The 12,850-nt window shown below is 61.3% G+C and carries 12 protein-coding genes; 3 read left to right on the top strand and 9 right to left on the bottom strand.

The genetic code is table 11. The features are described from left to right. Positions 1-608: 608 nt before the first annotated feature. Positions 609-1,388 (top strand): acetoacetate decarboxylase, encoded by a 780-nt coding sequence (locus GNZ12_RS35230; RefSeq protein WP_172316573.1) that lies wholly within the window; start codon positions 609-611, stop codon positions 1,386-1,388. 28 nt (positions 1,389-1,416) lie between these two features. After that, positions 1,417-2,199 carry a 3-hydroxybutyrate dehydrogenase gene (locus GNZ12_RS35225; RefSeq protein ID WP_172316572.1) on the top strand — a complete coding sequence of 261 codons (783 nt, stop codon included), beginning with the start codon at positions 1,417-1,419 and terminating at the stop codon, positions 2,197-2,199. A 573-nt stretch (positions 2,200-2,772) separates the two neighbouring features. On the opposite strand, the gene GNZ12_RS35215 is transcribed toward GNZ12_RS35225, so the two are convergent. The 3 genes from GNZ12_RS35215 to GNZ12_RS35205 all read right to left on the bottom strand — a co-directional run bounded on the left by GNZ12_RS35215 (position 2,773) and on the right by GNZ12_RS35205 (position 4,086). After that, positions 2,773-3,213 carry an SET domain-containing protein gene (locus GNZ12_RS35215; protein WP_172316624.1) on the bottom strand — a complete coding sequence of 147 codons (441 nt, stop codon included), beginning with the start codon at positions 3,211-3,213 and terminating at the stop codon, positions 2,773-2,775. A 185-nt stretch (positions 3,214-3,398) separates the two neighbouring features. Next, positions 3,399-3,605 carry a hypothetical protein gene (locus tag GNZ12_RS35210; RefSeq protein WP_172316571.1) on the bottom strand — a complete coding sequence of 69 codons (207 nt, stop codon included), beginning with the start codon at positions 3,603-3,605 and terminating at the stop codon, positions 3,399-3,401. A gap of 202 nt (positions 3,606-3,807) precedes the next feature. After that, entirely contained in the window at positions 3,808-4,086 is a 279-nt protein-coding gene (locus tag GNZ12_RS35205; RefSeq protein WP_172316570.1) for an HU family DNA-binding protein, read from the bottom strand. Between the two features lie 1,069 nt (positions 4,087-5,155). On the opposite strand from GNZ12_RS35205, the gene GNZ12_RS35200 reads away from it, so the two are divergent. Next, positions 5,156-5,584 carry a hypothetical protein gene (locus GNZ12_RS35200; protein WP_172316569.1) on the top strand — a complete coding sequence of 143 codons (429 nt, stop codon included), beginning with the start codon at positions 5,156-5,158 and terminating at the stop codon, positions 5,582-5,584. Between the two features lie 183 nt (positions 5,585-5,767). Here the strand turns inward: GNZ12_RS35200 and GNZ12_RS35195 are convergent, their stop codons facing one another. Genes GNZ12_RS35195 through GNZ12_RS35170 form a run of 6 tightly spaced genes read right to left on the bottom strand, consistent with a single transcriptional unit; the run spans position 5,768 to position 12,847 of the window. Further along, a complete protein-coding gene (locus tag GNZ12_RS35195) occupies positions 5,768-6,781 on the bottom strand; it encodes a relaxase/mobilization nuclease domain-containing protein (protein WP_172316568.1) in 1,014 nt (337 codons plus the stop codon). A gap of 1 nt (position 6,782) precedes the next feature. Beyond that, entirely contained in the window at positions 6,783-7,316 is a 534-nt protein-coding gene (locus GNZ12_RS35190) for a plasmid stabilization protein (protein ID WP_172316567.1), read from the bottom strand. A gap of 8 nt (positions 7,317-7,324) precedes the next feature. Beyond that, complete coding sequence (locus tag GNZ12_RS35185; RefSeq protein ID WP_172316566.1) at positions 7,325-8,857, bottom strand: LPD7 domain-containing protein; 1,533 nt, start codon at positions 8,855-8,857, stop codon at positions 7,325-7,327. Between the two features lie 59 nt (positions 8,858-8,916). Further along, positions 8,917-10,740, bottom strand: coding sequence for a PriCT-2 domain-containing protein (locus GNZ12_RS35180; protein ID WP_172316565.1), 1,824 nt, complete (start codon positions 10,738-10,740; stop codon positions 8,917-8,919). Further along, positions 10,737-12,476 (bottom strand): type IV secretory system conjugative DNA transfer family protein, encoded by a 1,740-nt coding sequence (locus tag GNZ12_RS35175; protein ID WP_172316564.1) that lies wholly within the window; start codon positions 12,474-12,476, stop codon positions 10,737-10,739. Before GNZ12_RS35175 ends, GNZ12_RS35180 begins: the two co-directional genes overlap by 4 nt. Further along, positions 12,473-12,847, bottom strand: coding sequence for a hypothetical protein (locus GNZ12_RS35170; protein ID WP_172316563.1), 375 nt, complete (start codon positions 12,845-12,847; stop codon positions 12,473-12,475). The genes GNZ12_RS35175 and GNZ12_RS35170 overlap by 4 nt, the downstream gene beginning before the upstream one ends. Between the last annotated feature and the right edge of the window lie 3 nt (positions 12,848-12,850).

The raw sequence follows: 12,850 nt of genomic DNA, 5'->3' as shown, positions 1-12,850 counted from the left end.
TGACCGTAAGACACTTCCTGCTCCCGGCAAAACGCTTTGATCGCCGGCCGCGTGTCTGGTTGCTCCGCACCTCTAACCGCAGCACGGTCGCTGCCTATGACGCTGCGAACAGCGAGATCGGCTAGTGACAAAAAAGTACTAACACGCATCTACCAGACACCAACAAATATAGCATCAAACTTTCAGAGGTTATCGGCGACGCTGATGACGCCCGAACCTGCGTCGCGCTCGCCGCACAACCGGGCGCAGAGCTGAAACCCGGCGCGCGGTGTGGCGGTACATGCGACATCTGTCGCGTCGGTGCGCTGGACGACGGATGATACTTCTGCTCGCCCCTGCATACCTGTTGCGTCGCTCAACAGCGGGAGTGACGGCAATCTGGCCCGACGCCCTTACTGGGCATGGCCCGCTGCGTTTCTTTTGCTAGCAAATATTGTGAACATGGTGCCGGTAGCGCGTACGACACCGTGACCTTGACCGAGGTTCCAGCCACAGAGTTTCAGTCTGGCTAACGGTCTTTTAACAAACGGTGGCTCCTACTGTATCGGCATTGCCTCTACCATTTCACATACCTAGTCTGCATGGACCACCTTTCGTAGAGGACTGTTATGAATTTCACTTCGATCCGCAAAGACGCCTTTGCGATGCCTGTTCACAATCCCGCCTATCCCCGGCCGCCGTACCGCTTCATCAATCGGGAATACCTCATCATTTCGTACGAGACCGATTTCGATGCGCTGCGCGCCATCGTGCCCGAGCCGCTGCATCCGGAAAACGACGTCGTGCATTACGAATTCATTCGCATGCCGGACTCATCCGGTTTCGGCGACTACACCGAAAGCGGTCAGGTTATCTCGGTGCGCGATCAGCAAGGGCGCCTCGGCAACTACACGCATTCGATGTACCTCGACGACGAAGGTGCTATCGCCGGCGGCCGGGAGATCTGGGGCTTTCCGAAGAAGCTGGCTAAGCCGACCTTGAGCGTAGACGGCAACGACACGCTGCTCGGCACACTCGACTACGGCACACAACGTATCGCAACCGGCACGATGGGCTTCAAGCATGTGCCGCTCGACATCGAGGTTGAACGCAAGAAGTTTGCGGACACACCGAATTATCTACTGAAGGTGATCCCGCACGTTGACGGTTCGCCGCGCGTGTGCGAGCTCGTGCGCTTCTATCTGCACGACGTGAACGTGCTGGGCGCGTGGTCGGGTCCCGCCGCGCTCGAACTGCATCCGCATGCCTTGGCGCCCGTCGCCGATCTGCCGGTGAAGCGGGTGGTCGGCGCACGACATGTGATCGCTAATCTAACATTGGATATCGGCGAGGTTGCGCTCGATTATCTCGCCACAACCGAGAGCATGAAGCTCGCAGTCAATCAATAACGGTCTGTGAACCGATAAGGAACGCAACATGTCGTTGAACAATAAAGTCGCGCTTGTGACGGGTGCAGCAAGCGGTATTGGTGAGCAGTGTGCACGCAAACTCGCTAGCCTCGGGGCCGCAGTAGTGATTGCCGACCTGAATCTCGAGAATGCGCAGAAAGTGGCCAACAGTATTGTCGCCGCGGGCGGAAAGGCGCTGGCCGTTGCAATGGATGTCACCAGCGAAGAAGCGGTCAATAGCGGCATCGAACGCGCGGTGAAGGAGTTGGGCGGCCTTGATGTGCTCGTGTCAAACGCGGGTATCCAGATCGTCGCGCCCATCGAGGAGTATGCGTTTGCCGACTGGAAGAAGATGCTGGCGATCCACCTGGACGGCGCTTTCCTCGCGACGAAGGCGGCGATCAAACACATGTACGCGGGCGGCAAGGGCGGCGCGATCGTCTATATGGGCTCGGTGCATTCGCACGAGGCATCGAAGCTGAAGTCCGCCTATGTGACCGCCAAGCATGGTTTGCTAGGCCTGGCACGGGTGGTTGCGAAGGAAGGGGGCTCGCGCGGCGTTCGGGCGAATGTGGTGTGTCCTGGCTTTGTGCGTACCCCGCTCGTCGACAAGCAGATTCCCGAGCAGGCCAAGGCGCTCGGTATCTCCGAAGCCGATGTCGTGAAGAACGTGATGCTCCGGGAAACCGTCGACGGTGAATTCACCACGGTCGAGGACGTCGCCAATACGGTTGCGTTCCTTGCAGGATTCGAGTCGAATGCGCTCACCGGGCAGTCGGTGATCGTCAGCCACGGTTGGGCGATGCAATGAGGGGCCGCGTATGCGCAGCAGCACAAGTAAAGCCAACCGGCAGCCGGACGCGTTCGTGCTGCCGCGCTACGACGAGATCGCTCTCGTGCTTCAGGGCGGCGGCGCGCTCGGGTCTTACTAGGCTGGCGTCTACGTGGGCCTCGCCGAGGCCCGCGTGCAACCGCACTGGCTCGCCGGCGTCTCGATCGGCGCACTGAACACCGCCATCATTGCGGGCAATGCGCCGGAGAGCCGCGTGGAAGCGTTATGCGGTTCTGGAATTCGATCTGCCATCCGCTCGACTGGGTCGGTGGACTGTGCGGCTGGGCGTCGCCCGGGTTCGCGATGCATGACCTGTCGCTCAGGTGGGCCAGCATGTGGGCAGCCAGGCGCGCGTTGGCAAAGGGTCAGCCGGGCTTCTTCTCGCCGCGCAACCCGTTGCCGATGGCGGGTTTCGGCAAGCAAAACCCCAACGTGGTCAGCTACTACGATACGGCCGCGCTGAAGGGGAGCCCGTTGAAGATTGCCGATTTCGATCGAATCAACGACGGTGACATTCGGGATAGCGAACCACTACCTCCTCCCCCACACTGTTCACGCAGCGTCCGCGAGCATCGAGTGCCGACAGTCCGCGGTGGCGCACCGGCAGGCGTACTGCGCCCGGACGTCTTCATCCTGCGGACCGTCAGTGGCGAGAAGATATTCAATGAAAAGCTCTTCCCCGGCTCCGATCGACCGGAGCGTATGGATGAAAATCCGTCCCTCATCCTCGATAGTCTCGCAGTTCGGCTCACAGGCGTGATTGAGCCAGCGCGCACTATTGCCGCCACGGCTGCCGTCGATCACCCGCCCATCCGACAGCCCGAAAAGGAACGTATGTCCTTCGACGCCTTCACGCCGGTGACGGCGCACCGCATTTCGCCACGAGGTGACTTCACCCTTGTACTCAAGCACACGCTCGCCCGCCGCGAGGGCACGCATGGCGAACACGCCTTTGCCGTGAACTGGAGACCGCCGGACAATCACGCGCCGCATACCCTTTCCTTTCCCGATGTCAGCGCCAGTATACGAGCAGCAAATTTCTGCATCCAGTGCGATGAGATGAGCGCGCACTTGCGGCATTCGGGCACCGATGGCCATATCGAAGCTGAAGTGGCTCGATATGTGATCCGCTGGCTTCCCGGAATGGACGACCAATCGGCCCGCGAAGATATCCAGCTTCAGAAAAGCTGATTGCCCAGCTTACGAAGGCTGCCCCACTTCACCGTGCTCACGAAGGTCCGGCCTGCGGTGTCGAGCGATTCGATCATCGCGCGTTGCCCGCGGGCTTCCGCAATGACGCGCACGATGCGCGTCCGGTAGCGCAGTAACGCACCGATCGTTGGGCACGAGGTTTCGCGCCCAGTCCGCGATCGTTTCTTTTCCATACGGCTATCTGTAGAGACATGCAGCGAATCGCAGGGGCCGCGGTACGTCGCGGCATCTCGCACTGATGCTACCAGGCCGATTGGCCGAGGTCCAGGCCCTGCCCGATCATTCTGTGCCGTTGCTGCCGCCAGCACCTGTCGCGGCTATCCTGTCGGCAGCCGCGCCATCGGCAGAAATCCGGGTGGCAGCTTGCGTCCGGTTTCAGGCGACGTTCACGGCATCCTTGAATGCCTTGCCCGCCGTGAACTTTACCGTCTTCGCAGCCGGAATCTGGATCTCGTCGCCGGTCGCCGGATTGCGACCGACCCGCGCAGCGCGGGCGCCCGTCGAAAACGAACCAAATCCCACCAGTTGCACCGTGCCGCCTTTCGTCACTTCGCCGGTAATCGCCGCGATCACCGCATCGATCGCCTCGCCGGTTGCCACTTTGCTGCCGCCCGTCTTCGCGGCCACTGCGTCGACCAGTTCCTGCTTGTTCATTGCTTGCTCCTCGCTGTGGTTGTGAATGCCGCCACACTACCTGATCCACGCGCCCTTGCGCAACAGGAGCGCCCTCGCTCCCGGTTCACGACACCGACCAGGCGCGCCGTCGAGGCATGGCCGCCACAGGGCGCCGCCATCAAGCCGGAGTTGCACACCGGGTCTCCGCGGCTGTCGACCGGCCGTATCCGCGGAATGGATTTGATAGGCAGGCAGGCGCCGACCGCGCCTCAGACACACGGGCGTGCCGGTGCGGTGGGTGTGCGTCATTGCGCTGGTTGACGGCGACCTCTGACGAGCGGCCGCTGCCGGTCGGTGCCCTGTGCTCTCCGGGCCCGGCGTCCTGTCCGCCTTTCGCGCCGCATCGGAACCGCCAAGGTGGCGGACATCCGCTACCCGTTCGGCGCGCGGCTCAGTCCGGATACCGCGGCATTTGCTGACGTGATCCATCCCTCACAGACGGTAAATGTCCGCCAATGAAGCGGTATGTTAGCTCTGACTATCCGTGCCTTCATTTCCCTCGCGGCTGCGCAGCACCCGAAGCTCGTTCACAAACGATTGATCCGACCGTCGGTAGGGTCTTCTTCACAGTTTCAATGGTGATAAATCGCCTTAGCTCCGTTGCGTTAAATGGCACACAGGAGCCGTGGTAACACGCGTTTTTAGCGCGGCCCATGTGGCCCGGGCCAGTCCCGCGGGGATCTTACGGCTAGCGCCCGTAGCCTCTCAACGCTCTTAATCGTCTGGATAAGCGCGAAGCCAAAAAGCCAATGTCACATCCGCACAATTGTTTCCGCGTCACGGTTTTCCCCGTGCGCTCATGACCGAGCGTACCGTCACCGATTGGTAGAGACTTTGTTGTGCGTCGATAGCGACACTCAAGCAGCCCCCCAGCCGCGTTTTCGCAATGCCCATCGTCTTCGCGACCGATACAAACTGCCTTTGTCCGAGCCAACCCGAGCGTCTATATTGGATAAAAAGCAACGCAAATGCCGCGTGCACCGAAATCACGCCCTTCACGGGCAGTCGTCCGCATATCTCCATAGTTCGACGATCGAGGAGTGAGGTAGTGGAAATCCTGAAATGTGTCGTTACCGTAGGCGCCCTGATTGGCCTTGTGAAATGTATCCAGTTATTCAGCCGCCACTGCCGTCGCCGTTTTGGACATCGCTTTTTCACGCTTCGCGCATTCTGGTTGGCAGCACTGGCGATCAACCTCGCGTGGCTGGGATTCTATTGCTATGCAAGCAGCGTACGCGATCATGCTTCCATCAACGATGGACTCGTTCTTGTCGTTTTAAGCTTCGTCCCCATTGTCTGGATGGCCTATGAAAACATCCGTGAAACGGACCTTGTCCACGGACTAGGCGGTTCGGCATTGCAGTTTGCGTTGTTCTTCCCAGTGGCAGTCTATAGCCTCCCGGTCCTCCTGATTGCTATGGCAATCGTGCTTTTCGCATCCTTCAAAGCTGGGCCGGCGTGGCTCGTCGATCGCTAAGTGGCGGTTAGCCTTCCGCACCAGTGCGCTTTATCGCCCCGTCCCGCTCTCCACGCACCACACATTGGAACAACACCCGCGGGTCATCTGCCCCCTCCAGCCGACGAGGGGCAGTTCCCTATGCGAAGCGGTGCCGTCTGCTCCTCTGACCGTATACCGGATGTCCATCATCGTCTCAGCCGATCAGCGCTCCGGATCCGGCCCGACATCGTTCGAACGACCTTCGCTTCCCTGTACCGTGCGATCCAGCCGCGTCGGTCCGGTAACTCGCTCTCGTTCCGCCGCAGGCCTGTCCCGCTGTACCGGCATGGCACCCACGAAATAAGCCATATCAACCGCCAGCACACGATCCTCACTCACGTTGGATCCCGCCATCGCAAAGGCCATCGCACGCCATGCGGCAAACACCCCGCCTTGTGCAACCCAACCCGTCTCGCGTTGCGCGTCGGTCGGGACGGCTCGCCAGAAAGCCGGCATCTCGCCACGCTCCATCATGTGCACGACTGCGGGTTTGGGATACCGTTGTGTGACGCCGCGGGTTCGCCGAGAAGTGGCGTTCGCCTCAACACCATGCGCCCGAAGTTGCTCTGCAAAGTACTCACGCCACCGCTGAAGATCCTTGTGACGTGGATTCAACCGGCGCCCGTCCGGTCCCCGCACTTGCACACTCAAATGCACATGCGGATGAGCCTCATCATCATGCTCTGCAAAGACGTACGCGCGTCCGTCGCCAAACTCAAGTGCCGCAAAACCACGCGTCGCGTCGCGCACGGCCTGCCGGTTCGTTCCCGGCGGCATTGATAGAAGGATATTGAATACTTCGCGGCGCGTGCTGGTGTCCGGTATCCCCCATCCGCCGAACTGCCAGGTTTTCGTGAGGTCACGCAGCGCATCGACGCCGGATATTTTGTCGCCGTTCTGATCTTCCAGGTCTACCTGGCCGTTACGCGAGATGTAACGAAGATGCCGGCGTACAGCGCCTATTCCCTGGGCACTAGACGCCTTGTTGGTGATCTTGACCATCACCTCCGGAGTGCGCTTCAGCGTGCGGGCCAATTGGCCGCGCATGCGCGCGGCCTCGTCCCGAATTCCCGCTCGTGAAAGCCGAGATGCCCTCGCATGTCTGAACGGATCGTGAAATAGCCGATCACCCCAGTTCAGGAGCATTGCGTCGACGTAGATTTTTGGATACGGCATGCTATCGGCTCCATCGGTCGAGATTCGCGCGAATCACACCCGCGACAGCTCGCAGATGTGCGTCAATCTGTTCCCGGATACCCTCAAAATCAGCCGACTCCGGGCACGTGTGCCTCGCTCCACCACGGCGCGCAATCTGCCCCAACGACCGGCTGATGACGGCAAGCTGCTGGTTCGACGCCGACAGCAAAAGCAGTTCCCGTGTTCCCAACTGCGGCTCCCGTGTCAGCTGCGCGCGGATCAGCGCCACAATCCACCGATTGCTGTGCAGGCCCGACGCGGCCGCCCGCTGCTCCACCACCATCTTCTCTGCGGCGGTCAACCGGATTTCGATACGACCGCGCGACTCTCCGACTATCGGCCGGGTCAGTCCAGATTCGATCTCAACAGGTCGATTGTCAGCCTCTGCGTTGACTGCGACAGCAATCAACTGCCGTACGCCCTCGCCGGCCGTCACGCCACGGCGCGCGCACCAAGCATCCCAGCGTGGCCTGACCGCGCCCAGCTCGACGCACAGGCGCTCACGGAATCTCACGGCTCACCCTAAGGTGCTGGCATTGACGGCTCGGCCGGCGCCCGTTCGACTTCGCGCGCGAGCGCACGCTCAGCAGCCGCGCGCATCCGACGATCACGGCCCGAAGGTGCCTTTGCATCGAAGACCTTCGGCGGAGGCACCGGGAGATCCTCCTTCCCGAAAGCGTCCAGCATGCGTGCGGCGTGTCGCTGCACACGGGAAATCGAACGTTCGCTAAAACCCTGTTCCCGCATCGCAGCGGTCAGGACAGCCAGGTGCAGCACGCGTTCGTCACCCTCCCGCAGCGCGTCACGACCACGCTGCGGCCCAGGCTCTGTCGCGGGCTGTGAACGCTGGCCGGCATAAGGTTGAGCGGCATCACCTGATCGCGTTTCGGATCGCGACGTTGCCTGAGAAGCCGCCCGTCCACGCTGCACGACATCCACCTGCCATGTGTTCCGGTGCACGTCTTTCTCTTCCTCGCCCACCACGACACCATTGCCATCCAGAATCGGCACCTTAACAGTCACGAGTCGCTTGCCGAGGTTTTCGAGCGTCACCTGCTGCCCGATCCCGGCCAGCGATTCAAGAACGGCACGCTCGAGGTCCACGCCCCACAACACTTGATCGACGCCCGCCTCGTCGCGGAACACAACGTAGTACGAGTCGCTACGCGCGGGGTTGTGCTGATACGGCGCGCCTCCATGGTCGCGCAGTTCCCCGACGTACCGCCGTGGCGCGTCCGGTTCGTCATTCGCAGTATTCCGGCTTTCCAGAACAGGAGGCGGGGCGGGGCTCTCCTTGCGCGTAGGCTCAGCAGGAGATGCGTCATTCGAAGCGGCGCGCGCACGCGCCTGCGGCGATAGAGACGCTGCATAACGTTCATCTGTGCTCCCTCTCGAGCCAGCGGCAGCGGTCGGCTCTACCTTCAGACCTGCTTCAATGCGATTGTTCAGCCGCGCCTGCCGAGCGTCGGTGAGGCGAGCCAGATCCGCTGCCTTTGGCTCGTAGCCGCGCACCTCCATTCCGAGCAGCGTGCCCTGCAGCCACACCTCGCTACGGAACACCTCGTGCCCCGAAACGCGGATGCGTTGCCACGATTTGGCATGCGCCATATCGACCATCGACTCCACCACGTCCGGCCGGTTGTGCTCGGTGACGAGGTATGGCCCCAGATCCTCGAAAGCGAGCTGATACGGCGCCTCCTTCAGGAAATACTGGTTGCCCGCGCGCAGATACCGCTTGCGGACACGCTCCGGTGGTTGGTCAACAGGCACGCGGCCCGTAACGGTATGCTGCAGCGGCACATCGGCGGACGCTCGTTCTCCGGCTTGCCGCAGTGCCCCAGCATCGTCGCGAATCGCCTGGTCTCGCAGCCTCGTCCGCGCCGCATCGAACTCTCGACGACGCCGCGCCGACACCGCTTCAATTGCTGCCGAGTTCAGCGCGTCATCACGGTCATTACCACCTGATGGAGTTGCTGCGCTACTCACGCCCGGCGCATCTTCCTCGATCACATTGATAACCGGATCAGAATCCTGGGCCGAAGATGTCTGTGACATGATGCAACCTCATAGTGTTCAGGGCAGATTTTTCAAATGAACGCCGCGACCGGGATACGCTACCGATCGAGAGGCGCCGCCGGTTCAAGCGACGATGTGTGTTCCTTCGACTTCTTCAGTGCCGCGGCGCGGGCCTCTCTAATCCGTGCCCACGATCTTGCCTGCAGTTGATCGAGCATCGTCTCGAGATTCGGACTGAAATTCAGTTCACGTGCGGACTTCTTCAGCGAACCGACTGTCCGTTCCAGCAGATCGCGCGCGCGATCCCACGGATAAACCTTCGATCGATCGCCGTCATACCCGACCTGCACCTCGGAACCATTCAACCGTGCGTTCACGTCCATCCATTTCAGACGCTCGGAGGTGAACTCCATCTGGTCCTTCCGGTGAAACACGACGCTGCGCGTCGAGACCTCCTGGATCAGGTAGTGCTCGGTATTTAACACTTCACCACGGTACGGCCCGCCGTTCTCGCGCGGCGTTGCCATCCTGAGCGGTATGCCGAACCGTTGCCCGGCCAATGCCTTCATCTCGTCGGGAACGTCACCCAATCCAAACAATGGCTCGCCGACCGGCGCACGCGTGGGCGCAAACAGTGGCGAAGGGCCAGCGGGGACGACCGGCGCAGTCGGCCCGCTGGACGTAGGCGGTGCAGCAGATTCGGGCACCGCCTGTTTCGACACGCTACGCTCCGATGATTGATGATGCTGATTGCCTTCGGTGTCGTCCGCCGGGTTCTCTTTAGAGCGTTCCATTTCTCCCTCCTCATTCCGTTCATCCATCTCACTCACCTGCACGTCGGACACGGCATCCGTATCCTGCAATCTGTTTGCTCTCCAAAGGGACTGAAAGGCCACTTCACGCAGATGATCACCCACGGCATCGAAACCCGACAGTATCGCCATGTCGCTGAAATCGTTCGGCACCTTGCCGTTGATACGCTTGTCTTTGGTAAAGACCGGCCAGGCCAGATGCGCCATTGCACCTTCTGCCGCCCGCCGTGCATCCGCTTCACCCCGCCCTAGTTCGCCAAGCACTATCAGATCGCTATCGGGAAACCGCTCACGCAAGGAGGCGGCGACCTGTCCGAGATTCCCACTCGAGAGTGCCGCCGCCGCAAACCAGCCCGTCGCACGGTATGTGGAAAGAGCCGTCGCCATGCCCTCACCGATCAGGATCGGTGTGGATGCCTCCTCCGGAGTCGGCGCAGATCCGGTCGTCCAATACCCGCCCTTCTTCGCGCCCCCCGCCAGCGACGATTTCCGGCCGTTCTCGTCGATCAACTCCAGCGTGGAGATTGCATTGATCCAGACCGGCACAATCAGGACGCGCCCGACCAGCGGCTCTTCCTCGCTCATTGGCGCGTATCCAAGAAGCGAGCGTAGCTCCTGCGCATCCAGTTCACGTAAGGTCTCGACCGGATCGAGGCGCTTGCGCGTCAGGTAAGGATGTTGCGGCCCCACTGGACGCGACCACTGCCAGAGTGCGTCCGCCTCGCGGGCCACCGCGACATGACGGGCACGCCTGCGTTCTTCCTCGCGCGTGCGGCGCTCGAGCACCTCGGGGGAAGGCACGGGGGCAGTTGCCATCCGGTCCGGGTACTGCGAACGCTTCAGATCGAAACCGTGCTGGCGCGCGAGCCAGAACAACGAGGCAAGGGTCTTGCCGCCTGATGCATCGGCTGAGCGCCACGTGGTGCGCGCGGCACGTTCGCTATAGTTACCAGCGGTGCGGCTCCACTCATCCCAGATCTCGAAGCCCTCGTCGCCGAATCCCTGCTTGAGCGCGAACGCCATGTCCACCCACGTCCCGTAATCGTCCGCAGGAATTACCGCTAGGGCTGCGCGTGCGCGTGCCGCCTCATCTACATGTGGCGCGTTCATTGACCGCCTCCCTGGATCGGCACAACGTTCTCAGGCACGCGCCGCGCAAACATGCGGCGGGTTCGTGATGGTTCAACCGTGGCAAGCTCCGCCGCATCGAGATCGGCAACCGACAGGCGGCGGGCGGCCTTCCGGACCCTTTCGGCAGGCACCCCAAGCAGCATAAAATGCCGCTCCACATACGCCACGGCATCGTCTTCACTGATGTCCGCGAGGCTCGGCGGGAGATCGCGAGGATCCCATGCCTCCAATACTTCCAGATACTCGGCGGCTGGATTAATGAGCCCTGTGCCTTCCGGATCGATCTCGTCTGTCCGCAGATCGCGCAGCCGTCGTTCGACCACGACGCTGAAGCGCGCCAGATTCATGGCTGGCACCGAGGGTGCCGCCATCACACGCGAAACAAACTCGGGATCGCGCCAGTAGCAGATCTTGTCAGCCAGGATCGGCTTGGTGTTTTCGAGCACGATGATTTCCTTTTCGCGCCCCAGCTCCTTCAGTTCCTGCGGCAGCAGGAGCGGCCGGCGCTGCTCGGACACGCTTTCGCTCGACCCACCGCGACCACCGAAGATCGCGTGCGAGCGGCTGACGCTGCGTGCCTGGTCGGTAAACGTGCCGAGCATCTCCGAATAGTCGTTCGCGTCCTTCTGCTCACGCGGCGCGTAGAGAATCTGCATTGCATGATTAGTGACGAAGGTGCGCGCGTCGGAACGGCCGTAGACGGATTCGAGTTGCGCGATCGACTGGACGATAGACAGCAGGCGCAGGTTATATCCCGACATGTAGGCAACTGCTCGCGCGATGATGTGGATTTTTCCGATCGCCGTCATTTCGTCAAGCAGGACCAAGCACTGGAATTTCAGCGTGGGATCGGCCTCGGGCAACTGCTTCGTATTGAGATTGACGAGTTGCGAGAACACGAGATTTACGAGCAGCGCAGCCTCCGACAGATGATCGGGCGTGATGCCGATATAGACCGACATGCGGCGTTTGCGCACATCACGCAGATCGAAATCGTTGGCGCTCGTCGCCGCGTCGACGATGGGATTAGCCCAGATTGTCAGCGGTGCATTGAAGGTCGCGAGAACGCTGGCGAGAACCTTATCGTCGTTCGAGAGAAAACGGTTCAGCGCATCGACACACGGTCCGGTCAGCAGACTACGATGCTGAACGAGTGCCCGCTGAAGATAGGCTTTCACTGGCATGCCATTGCCCGAAGACTGCCGCAACACCTCCCCCATCGTGACTGGATAGTCCAGAGTCGACGCTCCCTTGCCAGCGCGGCGCGCATCACGCCACTCGCACAGCAACAGCACGATGCCAAGGAAAAGATTCCTTGCCTGATCCTTCCAGAAATCGTCGTGCCCACCAGGCGGATAGAGGGCGTAACCAATCGCGAGAATTTCACCAACGCGGAACAATCCATCCGAGATCGCCGACAGCGGGTTGTACCGATGCGTGCGACAATCTTCCGCGAACGGGTTGAATAGATAGACGTCCTGCCCGCACGCATGCCTGAAACCCGCGGTGATGGCGTAATTTTCCTGCTTGACGTCGAGCACCACCACCGAATCCGGGAAACTGAGCAGATTCGGGATCACAATGCCAACGCCCTTGCCTGAACGCGCGGGTGCCGCAAGCAGGACGAACTGCTGACCGGTGAATCGCAGATAACGTCCACGCCAAACACCAACAACAATGGCAGGCGTCGATTCCATGCTTGCGAGCGTGCTCATAGCAGCCCTGCATTGCGGATTTCCGCGTCGCTGGCAAACCGCGCACTGCCATAGAGGCGCCGCCGGCCGGACCGCTCCCACAAAGCATGCAGGCCGAACGCCGGCCCACCGAACGCCAGCAAAACGCCGAAGATAGCCGCACCGGCCAGTCGTCGGCCGTCATTCGGTATCAGACCGTCGTGTCTCGCGAGTGCCGCGTCGAGCCACCCCCACAAGCCAGCATGCAAGGGATTGATCCGCAGGCTAGCGTACAGGAAAAACGACGCCAGCCAGAGAGCGGCGGCCAAGCCTCCGAGCAGGATTGCCAGCACGGTCACCGTGATTACGGCCGTTCGCACTTGATGGGAGATGAAAAGAGATAGCTTCGTCATGAC

The sequence above is a fragment of the Paraburkholderia solitsugae genome, assembly GCF_013177695.1.
Classification (GTDB): Bacteria; Pseudomonadota; Gammaproteobacteria; order Burkholderiales; family Burkholderiaceae; genus Paraburkholderia; species Paraburkholderia solitsugae.
This window is presented reverse-complemented; position numbering and strand designations above follow the sequence as displayed.